This window comes from Streptomyces sp. AA4 (assembly GCF_000158875.1).
GTDB lineage: Bacteria > Actinomycetota > Actinomycetes > Mycobacteriales > Pseudonocardiaceae > Amycolatopsis.
Map to the genome: position 1 here is coordinate 4,437,230 of NZ_GG657746.1, position 22,745 is coordinate 4,459,974.

The window sequence follows — 22,745 nt, forward strand, 5'->3', positions numbered from 1 at the left end:
GGACGTCACGACGCGGAGGAGCGGGCCGGGAAACCGTGTTTGCGGGCGGCCACGACGACCACGATCACCGGCAGCATCAACAGCAGCACGGTCCACGGGAACGAGCCGCTGCCCGCCAGGCCGAGCAGCACTCCGCCGACGACGCCGCCCGCCGCCATCGCGACGTTCCACAGGGTCACGAGCATCGCCTGCGCGGCGTCGGCGGATTCGCCGCCCGCCTCGCCCGCTGCGGTCTGCAGCAGGGTGGGCACGCCGCCCCAGCCGAAGCCCCACAGCACCGCCGACAGGTAGACCAGCACCGGATCGCGCGCGATCGTGGCCAGCAGCAGCGCGGCGGCGGCGACGAGCAGCGAGCTGAGGATCGTCAGCAACCGCAGCCGGCGGTGGATCTGCGCGCCGACGAGCCAGATGCTCACGATCGAGGCGAGACCGAAGGCGAGCAGGACGAGATCTGTGCTGCCGCCCATGCCGAGCCCGGCGAGGAAAGTGGCGATGTAGGCGTACAGGATGGTGTGCGCCAGCACGAAGACCAGCGTCACGAACAGCACCGGGACGACCCCCGGCACGCGCAGCGTCGGCAGGAGCTTCGGCCTTTCGCCGCTGCGGTGGCCCGGATAGTCCGGCACCGCGGCGGCGATCCAGACCAGCAGCAGCACCGTCAAGGCGGTCATGGCGAGGAAAGCCGTGCGCCAGCCCGCGGCTTGCCCGAGGAAGGTCCCGGCGGGCACGCCGAGGCACAGCGCGACCGAGATGCCCGCCATCGCGATGGCGATCGCCCGGCCCTGCAACTGGGCGGAGACCATGCGCCGCGCGTATCCGGCGAGCAGCGCCCAGGCGAGCCCGGCGGCGACGCCCGCGACGAACCGCGCGACCATCGTCAGGAAGTACTCGGACGACACCGCGGTGACGGTGTTGGCGACGGCGAAACCGGCCATCGCGGTCAGCAGCAGCCGTTTCCTCCGCCAGCCCGCGGTGGCTCCGGAGAGCGGGATCGCGGTCAGCACCGTGCCGAGCGCGTAGATCGTGACGGTCTGGCCGGTCGCGGACTCGCTCACGCCGAGCGAACCGCTCATCGCGGGAAGCAGGCCGGCCGGGAGGGTCTCGGTGAGGCTCGTGATGAACACGGCGGTGGCGAGGGCCAGCAACGCGAACAGCGGAAACCGCTGTTCGCCACTGGCTTCTTCCGCGGCGGTTTCTGATGTAGTGCTCATGCTCCGGTTTCTCTTGCGGACGTGGGTGAACAGGGACTGCCGGGCGCGGGCCTTCTCCTCGGCAGCGGGACCGGTGAACACATACGCGTCATCGGGTTCCGCTTCACGAGGACCACTCTGCGGACCGGTGCTTCGGGTTTGCTTACGATCGGCTGACGGCGATCTGACGACAGCGCGGGGGGCGACGCATGCGGTTAGGGGTTCTCGGCCCGCTCGCGGTGTGGGACGAGGAAGGACGACCGGTCGCCGTACCGGAGGCCAAGGTGCGCCGGCTGCTCGCGGCGTTGCTGGCCCGCGACGGCGGACCGGTCACCGCCGACCGGCTCGTGCACGACCTGTGGGGCAGCGAACTGCCCGGCAAACCCGCCGGCGCGCTGCAGGCGAAGGTGTCCCAGCTGCGCCGGATCGTCGGCCGGGACCGGCTGGAGCGTCAGCCCGCCGGGTACCGGCTGCGGATCGAGGACATCGACGCCGGGCAGTTCCGCGAACTCGTCGCCAAGGCGAGGTCGACGCCGGATCCGCGGAGCCGGGCGGTGCTGCTGACCGAGGCGCTGGACTTGTGGCGGGGAGCGGCCTACGCGGATTTCGCGGACGAGGAGTTCGCCCGCGCGGATGCGCATCGGCTGACCGAGCTGCGGCTGGCCGCGACGGAGGAACGCGCGAAGGCCTGGCTGGAAGCCGGGGACCACGCCGCCGCGGTCGACGAACTCGCTGTTCTCGTGCCGCAGCACCCGCTGCGGGAAAGCTTGCGCGCAGTCCACATGCGCGCGCTGTACCTGAGCGGGCGGCAAGGCGAGGCCCTCGCCTCGTACGCGGAATTGCGCGCTCGGCTCGCCGAGGAACTGGGCGTCGATCCGAGCCAGGAGCTGCGCGCCCTGCACGAATCGATGCTCCGGCAAGATCCTGGGCTCGGCGCCGCCGGAGCGCGACCGCCCGGCAACCTGCCCAGCGCGCTCACCCCGCTCGTCGGCCGGGAACAAGCACTCGCGCAGCTGACCGGTTTGCTGCGCACGACACGGCTCGTCACCCTCACTGGACCCGGCGGGGTCGGGAAATCGCGGCTGGCCGTGGCGGCCGCCGCCGAAGCGACCGCGGCGCAGTTCCCGGACGGCGTTCGGCTGGTCGAGTTCGCCGGGGTGCGCGACGGGACGGCCGCCGATCTCGCCGATCTCGCCGCCGCCGCGTTCGGCATCCGCGACGATTCCTCCGCGACCTCGCCGGGCGCCGGACCTGCACAGCGGCTCGCCGCCGTCATGCGCGACCGGCGCGCGCTGCTCGTGCTGGACAACTGCGAACACGTTGTCGACGCCGCCGCCGAACTCGGCGAACTGCTCCTGCAGACCGCGCCCGGCCTGCGCATCCTGGTCACCAGCCAGGAACCTCTGGGGCTGCCGGGCGAGGCCGTCTTCGCGGTGGAACCGCTGCCGACGGCGGAAGCGGTGAAGCTGTTCGTCGAACGGGCCGCCGCGTCCGCGCCCGGCTTCCCGCGGAGCCCGGGAGAATGCCCGCCCGCCGACCTCGAGGCGGTGACCGAAATCTGCCGCCGCCTCGACGGCATCCCGCTCGCGCTGGAACTCGCCGCCACCCGCGTGCGCAGCCTCGGCGTCCGCGAGCTGGCGACGCGGCTCAGCGACCGGTTCGCGGTCCTGACCCGGGGAAAGCGCGGCGCCCCGGCCCGCCAGCAGACCTTGCGCGCGATGATCGACTGGAGCTGGGAACTGCTGAGCGAGCCGGAGCGGATCGTGCTGCGGCGGCTGGCCGTCCACCGCGACGGCTGCGACCTGGAAGCCGCCGAGGCGGTGTGCGCGGGAGACGGCGTCCGGCGCGAGGAGGTGCTCGACCTCGTGACGCGGCTCGTGGACCGTTCGCTCGTCGTCGTCGCGAACGGGCCCGCCGGAATCCGGTACCGGCTCCTGGAATCGGTCGCCGCCTACGCCACGGAACGCCTGCACGAGCGGTCGGACGCCGCCGAGGTGCGCCGACGGCACCTGCGGCACTACCTCGCGCTCGCCGAGCAGGCCGAAACCCGCTTGCGCGGCAACGAACAACGGGCCTGGCTCGCGCGTCTCGACGCGGAAGCCGGGAACATGCGCGCGGCACTCGACGAGGCTCTTACCTCCAGTGCCGCGGACGAAGCGGCCCGGTTGGCGACCGCGCTCTCGTGGTGGTGGCTGTTGCGCGGCCGTCTCACCGAAGGCCGCCGTGCCTTGTCGACCGTCCTCAACGCGGGGGTTCCGGACGCGGAACTCGCTGTCCTGCACCACGCTTTCGCCCTGCTGACCGGCGATCAGACTGCCGCTCCCGCCGACGCCGACGCGGTTCGCGACCCGATCCGCCGCGGCCGTGCCCTGTGGCTGCGGGCCTACAGCTTGTTCAGCGTCGGCGACGCGACTGCCAGCGCCGAGGCGACCGCTCTCGCCCTCGACCTCTTCACCGCCGAAGACGACCAGTGGGGCATCGCGGCGGCGCTAGGCCTGCGGGCCATGCTCGCCTTGGTCCGCGGCGACCTCGCCGCCCTTGGCCGAGACGGCACCCGCAGCGCGGAACTCTTCCGTGCCCTCGGCGACCGCTGGGGCGAAATGCAGACCATCCCGCCGCTGGCCGCCCTGGCCGAGATCAAGGGCGACTACGAGGACGCGGCGGACCGCCAGCGCGCCGGCCTCGCGATCGCCCGCGAACTGGACCTGCAGGCGGAAGTCGCCGCGCGCCTGTCCGGACTCGGCAGGCTGGCGCTGCTCGAACGCGACTGGGACCGCGCGCGGGACCTGCACCAGCAGGCGCACCGCATCGCCGCCGAACACGGCTACACCTACGGCCAGATCCACGCCGAGATGGGCCTCGCCCTCGGTGCACGCCGCTCCGGCGAGCTGGACACCGCCGAGCAGCACCTGCGGCACATCCGCGACAGCTACGCGGGCCTGTCTTCCTTGGCTGGCGACCATTTGCTGTACGCGGAACTCGGTTTCGTCGCCGAACTGCGCGGGGATGCCGCGCAGGCGACGGCTTTTCACCTCCAGAGCCTGGACGTCGCCCGGGCCCTCGACGAACCGCGCGCGCTGGCGCTGTCCCTGGAAGGCCTGGCCGGAGCGGCGGCCCGGTACGGCGGGAAGGAGGCCGCCGAGTGCGCCGCCCTCCTGCTGGGCGCCGCCGACGCCGCCCGGCGCGGGGTCGAGGCACCCCTCCCCCCGGCCGAACGCGGTGACGTGGATCGGATCACGGCGGCCGTGCGGGCTGTTCTTGGCGAAGCTGGTTTTGCGGGGGCCTTCGCGCGGGGCGCGGAGATGTCTGCCGAGGCGGCGGTGGCAGCGGGGTCGGCCTTGTCCGTCGCGACACCGGAGCGCGCTTGAGGTTGCGTGATCGCGCGTCGCCGCACTGCATTCGGGAGAAGTCTGGCCGGAGACCTGATTTCCTCGGCGCGAGTGCTCGTGCGGGGCGGTAACCCGCTTGCCGTGCAACCGAGTCCGTCCGGCGCAAGCAGGGCGGACGGCCGCGTCGATCCGCGGTCTCTCAGCGCGGCCCAGCGGGTGCTGAGACTCTGGAGCGCCCGACCTTCTCCGGCTCCGCGACGGTCGACGCCGGCCCGGATCAATCGTTGCAGAGCACGGATGTCTCGAAGCCGCTCACCGCGGTCGTCCAGGATCACCGGCTGTCGTTCGTCTTCGCCCCGGCCGAGGTCCAGGTGCCGCCTTTCGGCAGCGCCTCGCTCGCCGGATGATCACCCCGCCAAGCCCAGCGAAGCGCCGAGCAGCAACAGCCCCTTCGCCGTCCGCGGATCCGCACCGGTCAGATTGGCGATGCGGGACAGGCGATTGTCCACTGTGTTCGGATGTACGTGCAGTTTGCGCGCGGTCTCGCGACGGTTGAAGTCGGTGTCGAAATACGTCCGGAGCGTCGTCGTCAGATCCGGTTCGCCGCTCAGCCGCGCCGCGAGCGCACGCAGCTGAGGCGTCGCCGCGCTGTCGTGGTTCAGCTGGTATTCGAACAGGTGGTCCGCGAGCACCGCGACGGTGCCGGGGACGGAGTTCAGCCGCAGGAGCCGCTCCGCCTCCGCGACTGCCGCCGGGATTTCCGCCAGCTCGGCGGCGTGGGCGAACGCGCCGGTGATCTCCACGCCCGTCGTCTGGTGCGCTCGCGGCACCGCCAGCCGGGCCTCGGCCAGTGCCGCGTCCGGAGTGTCCGAAGTGGACGGAAGCAGCAGCAGGCCGCCGTCCGGGTCCAAGGCGGCCAGCACGTCTCCGGACAGTTCGCGATGCAGGTGCTGCAGCAGCAACCGCGCCTTCCGCTGACCGGCCAAGTGCCGGCCCACCGCGTCGCCGACGGAATCCGCCGGGTCGGCGGCGAACCGCAGCGCCAGCACGCCGTACGCGGGAGCGAGCCGGACGTCCGCCGGTTCCGGGACCACCTCCCCCGCGGCCAGCCGCCGCACCAGAGCGCGCGCCGCCTCGCGCTGTTCGTGGTCCGCGGTCTGGAATTCTTTCTGGTGCGCCTGCACCGCCACGTTCAAGACCCGGTGCAGGCAGTTCAGCAGCACCGCGGTCGTCTCCGCGGGCGGAGCGCCGCCGGACAGGTCGTCGATCTCGGTCCACATCTCCTCGGCCGCCAGCAGATAGGCGTGCACGAACTCGCTGACCGGCAGCCCCTCCGCGCCGCGCTCGCGGCCCCGCTGCCGGAACAGCTCCAGCTCGTCCTCGCGCGGGTCGTTCCCCTCCCGCGCCGCGCGCGCGAACATCCGGCCGAACTCGCGGACCGTGTGCGCCATGTGCAGGTGCAGGTGGGCGGGCGCCGTGCCGCGGTAGTGCGGCGAGGTCTCGACGTACCGGCGGATCGTCCGCTCGCCCAGCTTCGGCAGCCGGTGCTCGAAGCTGCGCCACGACAGTTGTGACATGTCACAGCACGGTAGCCGAAAACCTGGGCAATGTGCGCTACCAGCTGGACAGGTCAGCGGCGACAGTTGGGGTTGTGTCCATGACCGCGATCACAGGAGGTCCCGCACCGATGCGCTGCGAGCCGCTGTTCCGCCCGAAGTCGGTCGCCGTGGTCGGCGTGTCCGCGACGACCGCGCTGTCCTGGGGACGGATCGCTCTGGACCGGCTGCTGCGCGGCGGCTACGGCGGCGAGGTCTTCGCCGTCTCCCGCGGCCCGCTCGACCTGCCCGGCGTGCGCACGGTCGGCTCGCTCGCCGAGATCGGCTACGGCCCCGACCTGGTGGTCCTCGCGACCCCGGCGGAAACCGTCCCCGCTCTGGTCAGGCAGGCGCGCGACCTCGGTTCCGGTGCCGTCATCGTCTTCGCGTCGGGTTTCGCGGAGGGCGGCAACGCCGTGTTGGAGGACGAACTCCGCGAGGCCGCCGGAGACCTGCCGGTGCTCGGCCCGAACTGCCTCGGCGTGGTGAGCCACCCCGCTGGCGTGCAGTTGTCGACGACCGTGTTCCTCGACCGCGACCGCGTGCCGCCGGGTCCGATCGCGATCGTCACGCAGAGCGGCGCGATGGGGTTCGTGCTCGCTGACCTGCTCGAACAGGCCGGGATCGGGTACTCGTACTACGCGAGCGTCGGGAACGAAGCCTGCCTGTCCAGTCACGAAATCGGCAGCGACCTGCTCGAGCAGCCCGACGTCGAGGTGCTCGTGCTCTATCTCGAAGGCGTGCGCGACGCGGACGGCCTTCGAGCGCTCGGCCGGCAGGCCCGGGCGGCGGGCAAGACCGTGGTCGCGCTCGCGGTCGGCAGCAGCGCCGCCGGTCGGCAGGCCGCGCTGTCCCACACCGCCGCCGTCGCCGGTGACCACTTCCTGCTCGCCTCGCTGTGCCGCCAGGAAGGCATTCACCTGGTCACGGACGACGACCAGCTCGTGGACGCGGTGCTCTGCGCCCGCAAAGGGACGACGCTTCCTCCGGCTCCGCGGCTGGCCGTGCTCACGATGTCCGGCGGCGCGGGCGGAATCCTCGCCGACAACCTGACCGCGCTGGGCGTCCGCATCCCGCCGCTGTCCGGCGCGACCCGCGCGAAGCTCGCGGAGATCGGCGGCGTCGAGGCGGCCGACGAAAACCCCGTCGACCTCGGCGGCAACATCGACCGCTGGCTCGACCGGGTCGGCGATCTGCTCGGCGCGCTCGACGAGGACCCGGAACTGGACGGCGTCGTGCTCTATCTGACATTCGGCGACCGGTTCCGCGAGGCGTACCACCGGCTGGCCGCCGCTGCCGCCGCGATGCGGACACCGACGTGGTTCGTCTGGGCCTGCGCGCCGCCCGGCGAGCTGGCGAACGTCGGACGGCCGGACACCGTGCTGCCCAGCATCGGCGCTCTCGTGCGCCGCCTTCGGGTGCTGGTCCCGGACCGGGTCCCGGAACCCGCACATCGCAGCGCGGCCGAGGACCGTCCAGTGTGGACTGAACTGCGGTCCGTTCCGCTGCTGGAAGCGGCTGGCATCCCGCACGTGGACACCGTCGCCGGAACCGATCTCGCGGCGGCCGTGGCGCAACACGGCTGGCCGGAGCCGTACGTCGTCAAGGGCGATGCCGCCGACGTGCCGCACCGGGCTCGGGCCGAGCTGGTCCGTGTCGGCGTCACGGCAGCCGAACTGCCTGCCGTGCTGGACACGCTCCAAGCGCGGCTGGACGAGGTCTCCACCGACCCGGATCGCACCCTCGTCGTGCAGCCGCTGCTGCCGCACACCGCCGAACTCGCCCTGGGCGCGACGCGGGATCCGTTGTACGGCACCGCCGTCGTCCTCGGCGCAGGCGGCGACCGCGCCGAAGACCCCACCGCACCCCGCCGTGCGCTGCTGCTCCCGGCAACCCCAGAGCAGCGGGCGGAACTGGCCGAATGGGCCGGTGACGTCCTCGCCGCCCCGGCAACCGCCGTCGCCGCCGCGATCGACGGACTGATCCAGATCCTCGGCGACCATCCGGAGTTCGCCGAAGCCGACCTCAACCCGCTCTGCGTCACCGGCGACGACCTGGTCGCCGTCGACGCCCTGTTCACCGAGAACGCTCAGGAGGCATCCCGTGACTGACCTGCTCGACTACGCCGACAAGGTCTGGCGAGGCGAGGCCGACACCCGCGTCTACCACACCGGCACGCTGCGCAAGGACGGTCTGCACGAGCTGGCCGAGGGCGTCTGGATGTGGCCGGCGTTCGGCAACGTCTTCCTCTTCCCCACCGCCGACGGCCTGTTCTGCTTCGACACCGGCGAACGCCGCACCGCGAAGGACCTTTTCGGCGCGACCCGCGCCCGCACCGACGCTCCGCTGCACACCGCCGTCTACTCGCACGGCCACATCGACCACGTCTTCGGCGTCGGCCCGTTCGATCTCGAAGCCGAGGAGCGCGGCTGGCGGCGCCCGTCCGTGCTGGCGCACGAAAACACGCCGCCGCGGTTCGCGCGGTACGAGCGCACCCGCGGCTACAACACGGTGATCAACCAGCGGCAGTTCCAGTCGCCCGGCTTCCGCTGGCCCGACCGGTACCGGCACCCCGACGTCACCTACCGGGACACCACGACGCTGCGAGTCGGCGACCTCGACGTCCAGCTCAAGCACGGCCGCGGCGAGACGGACGACGCGACGATCGCCTGGCTGCCCGACCGGAAAATCCTGTGCTGCGGCGACTTTTTCATCTGGTCCTCCCCCAACCCGGGCAACCCGCAGAAGGTGCAACGTTACGCCGCCGAGTGGGCGCAGGCGTTGCGCTGGATGGCCGGTCTGGGCGCGGAACTCCTTCTCCCCGGGCACGGCGTGCCGATCGCTGGCGCCGACCGGATCCGGACCGCGCTGTCCGACACCGCCGAGTTCCTCGAAACCCTGCACGACCAGACGGTGGACGCGATGAACGCGGGAGCCACGCTCGACGAGGTCGTGCACGGCGTCACCGCGCCCGCCGAACTGCTGGCCAAGCCGTATCTCAAACCCTCTTACGACGAACCGGAATTCGTCGTGCGCAACGTCTGGCGGCTCTACGGCGGCTGGTACGACGGCAACCCGGCCAACCTCAAACCCGCCCGCCGCGCCGACCTGTCCCGCGAACTCGCCGACCTGTCCGGCGGCCCCGACCGGCTGGCCGCGCGGGCCCGGGAACTGCTCGCCGCCGGCGAACACCGGCTGGCCGGGCACTTCGCCCAGCTCGCGGTGGACGCGGCACCGGAGGACGAGACCGCGCACACCGCCCGCGCGGAAGTGTTCACCGCGCTGGAAAAAGCCGCGACCTCGACGATGGCCAAGGGCGTCTACGCCTGGGCCGCCGCCGAATCCCAGGCCGTGCTCGACGGCACCGACCGCGCCGAACAGCTGCGCACCCGCACCGAGGGCCGCACCCGCTGGGCCTTCTGAACCGCTGACCCGCCCGCCCACCCCGTCCGACAACGACGTTGAAATGGGGACCCACGATGAACGCTCCCGCTCTCCCCGCCGAAACCACTGCGCACCGGCGCACCCGCGGCACCAGCGCGCGCGGCTGGGTCGTCACCGGGCTGCTGCTGGTGTTCATGCTGATCAACTTCGCGGACAAGGCCGTGCTCGGCCTCGCCGCGAAACCGCTCATGCACGATCTCGGCCTGTCGCCCGAGGCGTACGGCCTGATCAGCAGCGGGTTCTACTTCCTGTTCAGCATTTCCGCGATCGTGGTCGGCTTCGTGTCGAACCGCGTGCCGACGAAGTGGATCCTGCTGGTGCTCGGCGTCGTCTGGGCGCTGACGCAGGCCCCGATGCTCGGCACCGTCGGCTTCGGCGCGGTGCTGGTCAGCCGGATCGTCCTGGGCGCGGCCGAGGGCCCGGCGAATCCGCTGGCCATGCACGCGGCGTACAAATGGTTCCCCAACGAGAAACGCGGCCTGCCCAGCGCGTTGCTCAACGCGGGTTCCGGCATCGGCGTGGCGCTGGCGTCGCCGCTGCTGACGGCGCTGATCGTCGGATACGGCTGGCGGTGGGCCTTCTTCGCGCTGCTCGTCGTCGGGCTGGTGTGGTCGCTGCTGTGGGCGATCTTCGGCCGCGAGGGCAAGGTCGCCGGAACCGCTTCGGTGCACGCGACCGCGGTCAAGTCGGAAGCGGACGAACCGCGCGTGCCCTACCGGCGGATCCTGCTCAACGGCACCTGGCTCGGCGGTTTCCTGGCCGGTTTCGCCGCGTACTGGGCGCTGGCCGTGCTGGTCGCGTGGGTGCCGCATTACCTCGAAACGGCGTTGCACTACAGCACGGTGACCACCGGGACGCTGGTCGCGCTGCCGTGGATCGCGTCGGTCGTGTTCAACCTCGCCCAGGGCGCGCTGAGCGACCGGCTGATGCGGCGCGGCGTGTCGAGCCGGGTGGCCCGCGGCGTGCTCGGCGGCGTCGCGGTGCTGGTCTCGGGTCTCGCGATGCTGCTGTTCCCGCACACCGGCGGCTGGTTCCAGATCGCGCTGCTCACCGTCGCGTTCAGCCTCGGCGGGGTGGTGTTCGCTCTCGGCGTCACGATGAACGCCGAGATCAGCCCGACCCGGCAGCGCGGCGCGGTGCTGTCGATCACCGTCGGCCTGGTCACCACCGCCGGACTACTCGCCCCGTACCTGACCGGACGGCTGATCCAGGCCGCGTCGTCGCCCGGGGCCGGGTTCACGCTCGCCTTCACGATCAGCGGCCTGCTGTCCGTCGCGGGGGGTCTGCTCGCCGTGTTCTTCGTCAACCCGGACCGCACCGCGCGGCGGCTCGGACTCCGCACCGAGGTGGTCGGCTGATGCCTTTCCAGGACACCAAAAACCCGCTGTACGGCACCGGCGAGATCACCGAGGTCGCGCCCGGCGTCCGCTCGATCGGCCTGCAGGGCAACAGCCTCGCGGTGGAAACGGCCTCGGGTGTCGTCGTGGTCGACACCGGCCCGTCTCCGGACCTCGTCGCGCCGGTGCTGGACCAGCTGAACGAGCCGGTCCGGTGGATTGTCTACAGCCACGGGCATCTGGGCTACAACTACGGCGTGCCCGGCTTCTTCGAGTACGCCGCCGCGCACGGAGAACGCCGCCCGACCGTCGTGGCGCACGAGAACGTCGTCCGGCGCTACCAGCGGTACCTCGAGACGGCCGGATTGCAGAACCACATCAACACCCGGCAGTTCCGCCGCCCGATGGCCGACCTGACGGCGCCGCCGCCGGTCACTTTCCCCGACCAGACCTACCGGGAAGCGATGACGCTCGCGCCGGACGTCCGGCTGCTGTGGGCGCCCTCGGAAACCGACGACGTGACCGCGGTGTGGTTGCCGTCCCAGCGGGTTTTGTACGGCAGTGCCGCGGTGATCAACGGGATCCCCAACATCGGGACGCCGATGCGGACCATGCGCGACACCGTCCGCTGGGCCGACACGCTGGACCGGCTCGCCGCCCTGAACCCGGCCGTGCTGGTGCCGGAGTTCGGTCCGGTAGTCCGGGAGGATCCGGTCCGGCAGCTCACCATGACCGCCGCTGCGCTCCGATGGCTGCGCGGCGCGGTCGTGGACCAGCTCAACCGCGGCCGGCGGGTCGACGACATCGTGCACGATCTGCGGTATCCGGCCGAGTTGTTCGACGTGCCGTGGATGCGCGAGCACTACGGCCACCGGGAGTACATCGTCCGCGACGTCGTGCGCTCGGAAACCGGTTGGTGGGACGGGAATCCGACGACGCTGCACCCGTCCCGCCCAGACGTCGCGGCCGCGGTCCGGGCCGAGGCGATCACGGACAAGCAGGCAGTGCTCGACCAGGCCGACCGACTGCGCGGGGAGGGACGGGTGCAGGAGGCGTTGCACGTCATCGATCTGCTGGCACTCGCGCCGGGCGACGATCCGCTGGTGAAGCAGGCGCGAGCAGTGAAGGAGGAACTGTGCGCGGCGCGGGCTGCGGAGGCGAGCAGTTTTGTGTCGCGGAGTTTCTACCGCAGCGGATGGTGAGCGCCTAGCCCGATCACTGCGCAGGCAACGCAGTGGTCCAGGTCAGCTCCAGCCGCTCCGGCCCCCGCTGCCGTCGCGCCGTCAGCCACGGCACCTCCGCCGCGAGCTCCAGATCCGGGAACCGCGCCAGCAACGTCCCCAACGCGACCTGCAGCTCCAACCGCGCCATCTGGGCGCCCAGGCAATGATGCGGACCATGACCGAAACCGACGTGATGATTGCGCGTCCGGGCCAAGTCCAAATCCTCCGGGCACTCGAACACGGTCGCGTCGCGGTTCGCCCCCTCCAGGTCGGCGAACACCGCCTCGCCCTTGCGGATCAGCTGGCCGCCGATTTCGACGTCCTCGCTCGCGATGTGCGCGAACCCGGCGCTCGCGCCGAGCGGGACGAACCGCAGCAGTTCCTCGACCGCCGACGGCATCAGGCCGGGGTCGGCGCGCAGGCGGGCCAGCTGGTCCGGATTCGTGAGCAGCGTGTAGAGCAGGTTGGAGATGTGGTTCGCGGTCGTCTCGTGGCCGACGGCGAGGATTCCGCCGGACAGGTCGATCAGCTCGCCCTCGGTCAGCCGGCCCTCGTCGTCGCGGGCCCGCACGAGCGCGCCGATCAGGTCGTCGGTCGGCGTCTCGCGGCGTTCCGCGACCAGGCCGGCGATGTAGCCCCACAATTCGCTCTGCGCGGTCATGATCGAGGTGTGGTCCAGGCCCTCGCCGCTGAGCATCAGCATCGTGTCGGTCCACGTGTGCACCTTGTCGCGATCCTCCTGCGGCACGCCCAGCAGCTCGCACAGCGCGGTGATCGGCAGCGGGATCGAGAAGGACGACACCAGGTCCGCCGGCGGGCCCTGCTCGATCATCCCGTCGATCAGGCCGTCGGCGATTTCCTGGATCCGCGGGCGCAGCGTTTCCACCCGCTTCGGCGTAAAGGCGGCCGCGACGAGCCGCCGCAGCCGGGAGTGCGTCGGCGGGTCCATGGTGATGATCGAGCTTTCGCTCTCGATCGCCTCGGTCCCGCGCGGCGCGTCCTTGCCGACCGTCAGGCTCCGCATCAGCCTCCGGTCCACCAGCACGGCCCGCACGTCCTCGTACCGCGTCGCCAGCCACGCCTCCCCGCCGAACGGCAGCCGCACCCGGCTCATCCCCTGCTGCTCGCGCATCTCGGCGTACCGCGCGTCGACAGTCAGCGCCGACGGTTCGAACGGGTACGGGCACACTCCACGGTTCACGACGAACTCCCAAGTCCGGTAACGGTTTCGACGATCGGTTCTGCCACGGATTCCAGCCATGCCCCGACTGCCGAGGCGGTGCTCTCCGCGTCCTCGGCGACGAGGCTGAAATGGTCCCCGGGCACGGTTTCCACGCGGTCGGCCCGCGACCACGTCGTCTGCCAAGCCGCCCCGGCCCCGTCCCCGAAGCTGCGGGCGGAGCGCAGCAGCACGGTCGGGACCCGGAGGTCCGGCGGCCCCGCGGCGGCGAGCAGCCCGAGGTAGCGGCCCATGGCGGTCAGCTGGGCGCGGTCGAATCCGCCGTCGTCCTGGCGGGTCAGCACTTCCCCGGCCATCGCGTGGACCGCGCGCTCGGCCGGGCCGCCGATTTCGTAGGTGTCCAGCAGGCACAGCCCCGCCGGCGCACGGCCGGTCCGCGCCAGTTCCGCCGCGACGGCTTCGGCCAGCAGGCCGCCGGAGGAATAGCCGAGCAAGGCGAACGGTTCGTCTTCGGCAGCTTCGCGGGCCTGCTCGGCGAGTGCCGCGACGAGCGTGGCGAGGTCGGCCGGAAGCGGCTCGTCCACCGTGAAGCCGGGCAGGGACAGCACGGAGAACCGCCGGTCGCCGCGGAACGGCGCGGCCAAGCGTCCATATTGGACGGCACCGGTCATCGCCGCTGGCGAGGGCACGCAGAGCAGTGCGGGCCGCCGCGGTCCGTCGGCCAACCGGATCGGCCGCGATCCGGTAGGCGCTTGGTGGAAGGACGGGCGAAGGTTCGCCGCGGCACCGAGCAGCGCGACGCCTTCCGGTACCCGCCCGGCCGCCACTGCCTCGGCGAACAACCGCGCGACCGGGTCTGCCGGTGTCGAGACCGCCGGTGCCGCAGGAGTGTCCGAAAAGGACTCGTTCAGGAATTCGGCCAGGTCCGCGACGGTGGGGTGATCGAACACCAGCGTCGCGCCAAGGGTCAGGCCGGTCAGTTCGGACAGCCGGTTGCGCACCTGGACCGCGGTGAGCGAGTCGAAACCGAGGCCGGGCAGCGCGCGGCCGGGTTCGACCGTCTCCGCATGGCCCAGTACCGCCGCGACCTGCGCGCCGACCAGTTCCGCCAGCCGTTCGCGACGCTCGCCTGGCGGGGTCCGGCGCAGTCGGGCGGCGGCAGAACCGCTTGCCCTCCGGGGTGTCCGCACGTGGGCACGGAGCAGCGACGGGACGTCGTCGCCGCGCCAGGTGTCGAGTCGCAGCGGGGCCAGTACCGGTGCCGGGTCGGCGAGGGCGGCGTCGAACAGCGCCAAGCCTGCCTCAGCGGTGAGGCCGCCGGTGCGTTCGTCGGAGTTCCACAATCCCCAGGCCAGCGACTGCGCGGGCAGCCCGAGCGCGCGGCGGTGCTGGGCGAGGGCGTCGAGGAACGCGTTCGCCGCCGCGTAGTTGGCCTGGCCCGGCGCGCCGAGGATCCAAGCGGCGGACGAGAACAGGACGAATTTGTCCACGTCCCCGGCGAGTTCGTGCAGGTTCCAGGCGGCGGTGGCTTTGGCCTCGAATGCGGCGTCGAGCTGGTCCGGGGTCAGCGACGCGAGCATCCCGTCGGCCAGGACGCCCGCCGCGTGCACGATCGCGGTGACCGGGTGCGCGGCCAGCAGCGCGGCGAGGGCGGACCGGTCGGCGAGATCGCAGACCGCCACCTCGACCCGCGCGCCCAAAGCGGCCAGTTCAGCAACGAGATCATCGCCGCCTCGGCCCGTTCGGCTCGCCAGCACCAGCTCCCGGACGCCGTGTTCACGGACGAGGTGTTCGGCCACCAACCGGCCGAGCTGCCCGGTCCCGCCGGTGATCAGCACTGGTCCCAGGCCCCATTCCGCGCTCTCGGCGGCTTCGACGGCGACCAGGCGCGGGGCCAGCGTCCGCTCGCCGCGGATGACGACAGCGGGCTCACGAGCGGCGGCGATCAACTCCTCGGGCGGTGACGCGTCGGTGTCCAGGTGCACAATCCGGCCCGGATGTTCGGTCTGCGCGGAACGGACCAGCCCGGCCACGGCCGCACCGGCCAGATCGACCGGTTCGCCAGGCAACCCAGCCGCGTAGCGAGTGACGACCACAATCCGACGCTCGCCGGTGAGCGCAGTGCGCAGCGCGGGCAGAATCCGGTGAAGCTCGCGCTGTGCCGCGGCGGCGTCCGCACCTGGCTCGACCACCAAGGTCTGGACGTCCTCCGCGCCCCCGTCGGCGAGGGTGCACTCAGTCCATTCCGGACGGAGCAGCGTCCCGGAGCGGGGAACCCGCCGTACGCCGGTGACCGGCCGCAACGCCAGCGAGCCGACGGTGGCCACCGGATTGCCCGAACAGTCCGTCAAGAAGAGGGAAACTGTGTTCTCGGCCAGCGGCGTCACCCGCACCCGAAGTTCGGAACTGCCAGCCGCCCACAAGTCCACTTCGGACCACGAGTACGGCAGGAGCGTCCCCGCCCCGGTCGACGGTCCGAGGCCGATCGCGTGGAGCGCCGAATCGGCCAGCCCAGGATGCAGGCCGAACGCCGCGGCGTCCAGCACCGCGGATTCCGGCAGGGAAACCTCGGCGAACACCTCGTCCCCGCGCCGCCAAGCGGTCTTCAGTCCCTGAAACAACGGCCCGTACTCCACGCCGCGCTCCGCCAGAAGCTCGTACATCCCGTCGAGATCGATCTCCTCCGCTCCGGCAGGCGGCCAAGCCAGCACCGGGTCCGGTAATGGACCGGGCGGAGCCAGCACACCGTCCGCGTGCCGCACCCACGGCCCGTCGCCGGACTGCGCGTGGATGCTCACCGGCCGTACCCCAGCCTCGTCACCGGCACCGACGCGGACCTGAATCCGGACCCCGTCGGCGTCCAGCACCAGCGGCGCGTGCACGGTCAGCTCCTGGACCCGCGCGCCGCCGGTCTCCTCGCCGGCGCGCAGAGCGAGTTCCAGGAAACCGGTGCCGGGGAACAGCACCGAGCCGCCGACGGCGTGCCCCGCCAGCCACGGCTGTGCGGCGGTCGAAATCCGGCCGTGCAGCAGGAATCCGTCGCCGTCGGCGAGCGGGACCGCGGCGCCGAGCAACGGGTGCCCGGCGGCTTCGAGCCCGGTCGCGGACAGGTCTCCGGCCTCGTCCGAAGCGGACAGCCAGTAGCGTTCGCGCTGGAAGGGGTACGTCGGCAGGTCGATCAGCGCCGCCGCGCGAGGGGCGAGAACCGCGGCCCAGTCCAGAGCGACGCCGTCGGCGTGCAGTTGCCCGATCGCCTCGGCGATCGCGACGTCCTCGGGCGCGTCTCGGCGCAAGGCGGCGACCGCCAGTGGCGCGTCCGGCAGCAGCGCGGTCAACGGCCCGTCCGCGCCGAGTTCGAAAAACCGCGTGACGCCTTGGCTCTCCAGCGTGCGGACCGCGTCGCCGAACCGGACCGTGCGCCGGATGTTGCGCACCCAGTAGTCCGCGTCGAAGGATCCGATCGGCTCGCCGGTGACCGTGGAGACGATCGGCACCGCGGGCGCGGCGTACTCGACCCGCGCCGCGAGCGCGCGGAACGGCTCCAGCACCGGGTCCATCAGCCGCGAATGCGAACCGACCGCCAGTGCCAGCCGCTTCGTCCGCCGCCCCTCGGCGGAAAACCGGGCGACGACGGCCAGCACCGCCGCCTCCTCCCCGGCGACGACGACCGCGCGCGGGCCGTTGACCACCGCGACGTCGACCGCTTCCCCGGCGAACTCCTCCGGCTCGGCTTCGATCGCCGCCATCGCGCCGCGCGGCTGGGCCTGCATCAGCGTCGCCCGCGAAACGACCAGCTCCGCCGCGTCCGCGAGCGACAGCACGCCCGCACAATGCGCGGCGGCCAGCTCGCCCCCGGAGTGTCCACAAAGGACGTCGGGAAGCAGCTGCCACGATTCGGCCAGCCGGAACAGCGCGACCTCGATCGCGAACAGCGCTGCCTGGCTGTAGCGGAACTCGTCGAGCGCACCGCCGATCGCTTCCCGCAGCGGACGGTCCAGATGCCGGTCGAGTTCCGCGCAAGCCGCGGCGTACGCCGCCGCGAACACCGGATACGCGGCGGCAAGTTCCTCGCCCATGCCGCTCCGATGCGAGCCGCCCCCGGAGAACAGGAACGCCAACGCTCCTTCGCCACGCGCCACCCGGGCGGGCGGATCGTCCAGTGCGGCCAGCAGTTCCTCGCGATCCCGCGCGACGACCACCGCCCGATGCTCGAGATGCGTGCGTCCGGTCGCGAGAGTCCGAGCCACATCCGCCAGCCGGAGATGAGGCTGCGCGCGCAACCGCTCCGCCAGCCGTTCCGCCTGTGCCCGCAGCGCCGCCGGATCGTGCCCGCTGAGCACCACCGGCACCGCCACCCCATCGTCCGCCGCTCGTTCCGCGAGGAGCGGGGCTTCCTCCACGACGACGTGCGCGTTCGTCCCGCTCAACCCGAAACTGGACACCGCCCCTCGCCGCGGCCGAGCACCGCGCGGCCATGGCGTCGCCTCGGTCAGCAATTCGACCTCGCCGGAGGACCACTCGATCCGGCTGCTGGGCGCGTCGACGTGCAAGGTCTTCGGCAGCAGTTCGTGCTGCAACGCGAGCCCCAGCTTCAACAGCCCCGCGACGCCGGACGCGGCTTGCGTGTGCCCGAGATTGGACTTCAACGACCCGAGCCGCAGCGGCTCCCCGTCGCCCCGGTCCGCGCCGTAAGTGGCCAGCAGCGCCTGCGCCTCAATGGGATCGCCGAGCGGCGTCGCCGTCCCGTGCGCCTCCACGACGTCGATCTGCGCGGCCGACAACCGGGCCGACGCCAATGCCTGCCGGATCACGCGACGCTGCGCCGGACCGTTCGGCGCGGTGATGCCGTTCGACGCGCCGTCGGAGTTGACCGCGCTTCCGCGCACCACGGCCAGAATCGGCCGACCGGATCGGCGAGCGTCCGAAAGCCGTTGCAGCACCACCATTGCCGAGCCTTCGGACCACGCGGTGCCGTCTGCGGATTCGGCGAAACTCCGGCACCGCGCGCCACGCGACAGCGTGCCGTCTTTGCTGAATTCGACGAAGGTGCGCGGCGTCGACATCACGGTCGCGCCGCCCGCGAGCGCGAGTTCGCACTCCCCCGCGCGCAGTGCCTGAGCTGCCAGGTGCACGGTGACCAGCGACGACGAACACGCGGTGTCCACCGTGATCGCCGGCCCCTGCAGCCCGAACGTGTAGGCCACCCGGCCGGACACCATGCCCGACGCGGCGAAGCTGCCCGGATAGTCGTGGTACATCACGCCGGTGAACACGCCGGTCCGGCTGCCGCCCAGCGAACGCGGCGGGATCCCGGCCCGCTCCAGCGATTCCCACCCGGTCTCCAGCAGGAGCCGCAGCTGCGGGTCCATCAGCAGCGCGTCGCGGGGGCTGATCCCGAACAGCCCGGCGTCGAAATCGCCCGCTCCGGCGAGAAACCCGCCCTCCCGCACGGAAATCGAGCCCGGCCGGGCGCCTTCGGGGTCGTACCGCCGCTCGACGTCCCAGCCGCGGTCGTCCGGGAACCCGCCGATCGCGTCGCCGCCGCGCGCGAGGAGCCGCCACAGCTGGTCCGGCGTCTCGATCCCGCCCGGCAGCCGGCACCCCGCGCCGACGATCGCGACCGGTTCCGCTCCCGCGGCCGCCCCGAGCAGCCGCCGGTTCTCGTCTTTGAGCCGATGATTCTCCTTCAACGACGTACGCAGTGCGGCGACCAGAGTGCGTTCCGACTCGCTCAACGGCCCCCCAGGGCTAGATGTGCAGCGTGACCGGCCCGACGTTACGCACCGGCAAGATCCCTGCCACCCCCTAATACCGCCCCGGAAGTCCGATTAGCGGTCGTTTGCCGGGGTCGGGGCCGGATCGCCGTGGTCGCGGGAGGAAGGACGGGAGGCGGCGCGAATGACGCCACGCCTTACGCTCATAGGCTGATTGTGCTCACCCGTCCCGGCGCGCAACGATACCCGGACCGCTTCGCGAGGCGCACCCAAAGCGATACTTCCGGACAGAGACGGACGGATTCCGATGAAAACATCACGGTTGAGTTCGCTATTGGCCGCGTTGGGCGGCGCGTTCCTCGCATTCCTGCTCATTTCCCCCGCTGCGTCCGCGGCACCCGCGAAGCCCGCTTCGCCGGCCACGGTCGGCGACCTCGGCGGCATGCTGCTCCGCGAGTTCTGCCAGGCGAACGGCTTCGCGGACGTCACCCGGCGCTCCGACGTCTGGTTCTGCGTCGGAAACCACAAAATCGACACCGCCGTGCCGCTGACGGCCGCCTGCCGGTGGCAATTCTCCGACCTGGTGGCGGCCGGATTCACCGTGACCAACAACGGCGGCCGCTGCTGGGCCAATCCGTCCGCGTACGCGGATGTCGGCGGAATCGCGGTCAACCAATACTGCAACTCTCTCGGCTATTCCGACGCCAGCGTCGGCGACAATGTCGCGTCTTGGCGGTGTGTCGGGCACGGAACGTCGGTGCCCATCGACTTCCACGCCGCGTGCCGCTGGCAGAATCCGGCCTGGGTGGCCAAAGGCTTCAGCCTGGTCTCCTATTTCAACAGCTACGGCGACCGCTTCGGCATCCGGTGCCTGGCCCTGTCGCGCTAGCTAGACCGTCGGCTCACCGCCGGGGCATCGGCTGCCTCGACGGTGAGCCGCGCCAGATCCGGCTTGGCGTCACTCGAGAGCGGCGAGCACCAATGCGGCCATCGCGGCCGGGTCGCCGTTTTCCGGGCGCAGCACCAGGTCCGGGGACACGGGCCGTTCGTACGGAGCGTCCACTCCGGTGAACCCGGTGATTTCGCCCGCGCGCGCCTTCGCGTACATGCCCTTCGGATCGCGGTCCTCGCACACTTCGAGCGGGGTGTCGACGAAAACTTCGAGAAACGGCAGACCCGCGGCTTCGTGCACGGCCCGGGCGAGTTCGCGGTCTGCCTGGTAGGGGCTGATCAGCGACACCACCGCCACGACCCCGGCGTCGGCGAACAGCTTGGCGACCTCCGCGACACGGCGGATGTTCTCGGCCCGCTGCGCCGGGGCGAATCCGAGGTCGGCGTTGAGCCCGTGCCGGAGGTTGTCGCCGTCGAGCAGGTAGGCGGGGCGGCCCGAGGCGACCAGCCTGCGCTCCAGCTCCACGGCCACGCTCGACTTGCCCGAGGCGGACAGCCCAGTGAGCCACACCGTCCGGCCGCGGGTCGCGCGCTCGTCCCTCGACACCGCCGCCGGATGCCAGACCACGTTCGGCGCGGTCGCGCTCGGGCCGGTGATCATGCCCGCGCCGACGGTGTCGCCGGAGTGCTCGTCGACCAGCAGGAAGCCGCCGGTCGGCCGGTTGCGGGCATAGGGGTCGAACAGCAGCGGCTGCCGGGTCCGCAACCGGATCCGGCCGATCTCGTTGAGCGACAACGACTCCGCGGTCTCGTCGCGGTGCAGCGTGGTGACGTCGAGCCGGTAGTCGAGGGAGCGGACCTCGGCCTTGGTCTCGCGGGTCGTGTGCCGGACCAGGTAGTTCGCGCCCGGAACGAGTGCCGCCTGTTCGGAGAACCAGCACACCATCGCGTCGACGTCTTGGCCGACGTGCGGACGGTTGCCCGGGCGGCAGATCAGGTCGCCGCGGCTGAGGTCCAGCTCGTCGGCAAGCTCGATCGTGACCGCCAGCGACGCGAACGCCTCGGGCACCTCGACCCCGCCGGGACCCCAGATCGCGCGCACAGTCGTGGTGAACCCGGACGGCAGCACGGTCACCTCGTCGCCGGGCTTGAACACGCCACCGGCCACGGTCCCGGCATAGCCGCGGAAATCCCGGCTGTGCTCGCGAATCACGTACTGCACGGGAAACCGCGCGTCGACCAGATTCCGATCGGAGGCCACGTGCACCTGCTCCAGATGGTGCAGCAGCGAAGTGCCTTCGTACCAAGGCATGCTCGCGCCCCGGTGCACCACGTTGTCGCCGTGCAGCGCGGACATCGGCACGAAGGTCAGATCCGGGGTCTGCAACTTCATCGCGAAGCGACGGAACTCCTCGCGGATTTCCTCGAACCGTTCCTGCGACCAACCGACGAGATCCATTTTGTTCACGCACACCACGAGGTGCCGGATGCCCAGCAGACTGGCCAGGAACGCGTGCCGGCGCGACTGCTCGAGCACGCCCTTGCGCGCGTCGACCAGGATCAGCGCGACGTCCGAAGTGGACGCTCCGGTGACCATGTTCCGGGTGTACTGCACGTGCCCCGGGGTGTCGGCGATGATGAACTTCCGCTTCGGCGTGGCGAAATACCGGTGCGCGACGTCGATGGTGATGCCCTGTTCGCGTTCCGCGCGCAGCCCGTCGGTCAGCAGGGCAAGATCCGGGTACGCGTCGCCGCGGTCCCGGCTCGTGCGTTCGATCGCTTCGAGCTGATCGGTGAAGACCGTCTTGGAATCGAAGAGCAACCGGCCGATCAGGGTCGATTTGCCGTCGTCCACGCTGCCCGCGGTCGCGAGCCGCACCGTCGTAACCCCGCCCATCAGAAGTAGCCTTCCTTTTTGCGGTCTTCCATCCCGGCCTCGGAAATCCGGTCGTCGGCCCGGGTCGCGCCGCGTTCGGTGACCCGCGTCGCGGCGACCTCGGCCACTACTTCCGCGGGCGAGGAAGCAGTCGATTCGACGCACCCGGTGCAAGTCGCGTCGCCGATCGTGCGGAAGCGCACCGTTGCCGGATAAGGAACTTCGCCCTCGGACACGGTCAGGAACCGGGTTTCGGCGAGGAGCATTCCGTCGCGCTGGACCACCGGCCGGCGGTGCGCGTAATAGAGCGACGGCAGGGTCACGCCCTCCGCTTCGACGTACTGCCAGATGTCCAGCTCGGTCCAGTTCGACAGCGGGAACACCCGGATGTGCTCGCCCTTGCGATGCCTGCCGTTGTAGAGATTCCACAGTTCCGGACGCTGCCGCCGCGGATCCCATTGCCCGAACTCGTCGCGGAAGCTGAACACGCGTTCCTTGGCCCGGGCTTTCTCCTCGTCGCGTCGCGCGCCGCCGAACACCGCGTCGAAGCCGTTCTCGCGGATGCCGCGCAGCAGCGTGGCCGTCTGCAGCCGGTTCCGGCCCGCCTTCGGGTCTTCGACGACTCGCCCCGCGTCGATGTCGTCCTGGACGCTCGCGACCAGCAATCGCAAGCCGTAGCGCGCGACGACTTCGTCACGAAACTGGATGACCTCGTCGAAATTGTGCCCGGTGTCGACGTGCATCACCGGGAACGGCAGCGGCGCGGGCCAAAACGCCTTCGCCGCGACGTGCAGCATCACCATCGAGTCTTTGCCGCCGGAGAACAGCAGCACCGGCCGTTCGAAGGTCGCCGCGACCTCGCGGAAGACGTGCACGGCTTCGGCTTCGAGCGCACCGAGGTGGCTCAGCTCGTACGCCGGGGGTGCCTGGGTCGCCATCGGATCCGCCCTTCCGAGGTTCGAGACC

13 protein-coding genes are annotated in these 22,745 nt (G+C 71.5%); 7 read left to right on the forward strand and 6 right to left on the reverse strand.

From position 1 onward, the window contains the following. Nucleotides 1-5 precede the first annotated feature (5 nt). Nucleotides 6-1,211: an MFS transporter gene (locus tag SSMG_RS20460; RefSeq protein WP_037717608.1), complete on the reverse strand. Its 1,206-nt coding sequence runs from the start codon at nt 1,209-1,211 to the stop codon at nt 6-8. A 188-nt stretch (nt 1,212-1,399) separates the two neighbouring features. Here SSMG_RS20460 and SSMG_RS20465 point away from each other — a divergent pair, with 188 nt between their 5' ends. Together SSMG_RS20465 and SSMG_RS47045 are read left to right on the forward strand one after the other, a co-directional pair. Then, nucleotides 1,400-4,558 (forward strand): BTAD domain-containing putative transcriptional regulator, encoded by a 3,159-nt coding sequence (locus SSMG_RS20465; RefSeq protein ID WP_009079027.1) that lies wholly within the window; start codon nt 1,400-1,402, stop codon nt 4,556-4,558. Nucleotides 4,559-4,803: 245 nt separating this feature from the next. After that, entirely contained in the window at nt 4,804-4,926 is a 123-nt protein-coding gene (locus SSMG_RS47045) for a hypothetical protein (protein WP_255409760.1), read from the forward strand. On the opposite strand, the gene SSMG_RS20470 is transcribed toward SSMG_RS47045, so the two are convergent. Further along, nucleotides 4,927-6,096 carry a helix-turn-helix domain-containing protein gene (locus SSMG_RS20470; RefSeq protein WP_009079032.1) on the reverse strand — a complete coding sequence of 390 codons (1,170 nt, stop codon included), beginning with the start codon at nt 6,094-6,096 and terminating at the stop codon, nt 4,927-4,929. It lies immediately after the preceding gene. Nucleotides 6,097-6,176: 80 nt separating this feature from the next. Between SSMG_RS20470 and SSMG_RS20475 the strand changes: the two genes are divergently transcribed. From SSMG_RS20475 to SSMG_RS20490, 4 genes are read left to right on the forward strand one after another with little or no spacing between them, the layout of a single operon-like run. Next, entirely contained in the window at nt 6,177-8,225 is a 2,049-nt protein-coding gene (locus tag SSMG_RS20475) for an acetate--CoA ligase family protein (RefSeq protein ID WP_199785944.1), read from the forward strand. Next, nucleotides 8,218-9,537 carry an alkyl sulfatase dimerization domain-containing protein gene (locus SSMG_RS20480; RefSeq protein ID WP_009079033.1) on the forward strand — a complete coding sequence of 440 codons (1,320 nt, stop codon included), beginning with the start codon at nt 8,218-8,220 and terminating at the stop codon, nt 9,535-9,537. Before SSMG_RS20475 ends, SSMG_RS20480 begins: the two co-directional genes overlap by 8 nt. 56 nt (nt 9,538-9,593) lie before the next feature. Then, nucleotides 9,594-10,916, forward strand: coding sequence for an MFS transporter (locus SSMG_RS20485; protein WP_009079035.1), 1,323 nt, complete (start codon nt 9,594-9,596; stop codon nt 10,914-10,916). Continuing rightward, nucleotides 10,916-12,097: an alkyl sulfatase dimerization domain-containing protein gene (locus SSMG_RS20490; protein WP_009079037.1), complete on the forward strand. Its 1,182-nt coding sequence runs from the start codon at nt 10,916-10,918 to the stop codon at nt 12,095-12,097. The genes SSMG_RS20485 and SSMG_RS20490 overlap by 1 nt, the downstream gene beginning before the upstream one ends. Before the next feature lie 13 nt (nt 12,098-12,110). Here the strand turns inward: SSMG_RS20490 and SSMG_RS20495 are convergent, their stop codons facing one another. Further along, on the reverse strand, nt 12,111-13,319 hold the full coding sequence (locus SSMG_RS20495; protein ID WP_009079039.1) for a cytochrome P450: 1,209 nt from the start codon (nt 13,317-13,319) through the stop codon (nt 12,111-12,113). Beyond that, a complete protein-coding gene (locus tag SSMG_RS20500) occupies nt 13,316-19,033 on the reverse strand; it encodes a type I polyketide synthase (RefSeq protein ID WP_009079040.1) in 5,718 nt (1,905 codons plus the stop codon). Before SSMG_RS20500 ends, SSMG_RS20495 begins: the two co-directional genes overlap by 4 nt. Nucleotides 19,034-19,319: 286 nt before the next feature. Here SSMG_RS20500 and SSMG_RS20505 point away from each other — a divergent pair, with 286 nt between their 5' ends. Then, nucleotides 19,320-19,901, forward strand: coding sequence for a hypothetical protein (locus SSMG_RS20505; RefSeq protein ID WP_009079042.1), 582 nt, complete (start codon nt 19,320-19,322; stop codon nt 19,899-19,901). Nucleotides 19,902-19,970: 69 nt separating this feature from the next. Here the strand turns inward: SSMG_RS20505 and cysC are convergent, their stop codons facing one another. Both cysC and cysD read right to left on the reverse strand, forming a co-directional pair. Further along, complete coding sequence (cysC, locus tag SSMG_RS20510; protein WP_037714313.1) at nt 19,971-21,800, reverse strand: adenylyl-sulfate kinase; 1,830 nt, start codon at nt 21,798-21,800, stop codon at nt 19,971-19,973. Beyond that, nucleotides 21,800-22,717 (reverse strand): sulfate adenylyltransferase subunit CysD, encoded by a 918-nt coding sequence (gene cysD, locus SSMG_RS20515; protein ID WP_009079046.1) that lies wholly within the window; start codon nt 22,715-22,717, stop codon nt 21,800-21,802. The genes cysC and cysD overlap by 1 nt, the downstream gene beginning before the upstream one ends. Nucleotides 22,718-22,745: the final 28 nt, after the last annotated feature.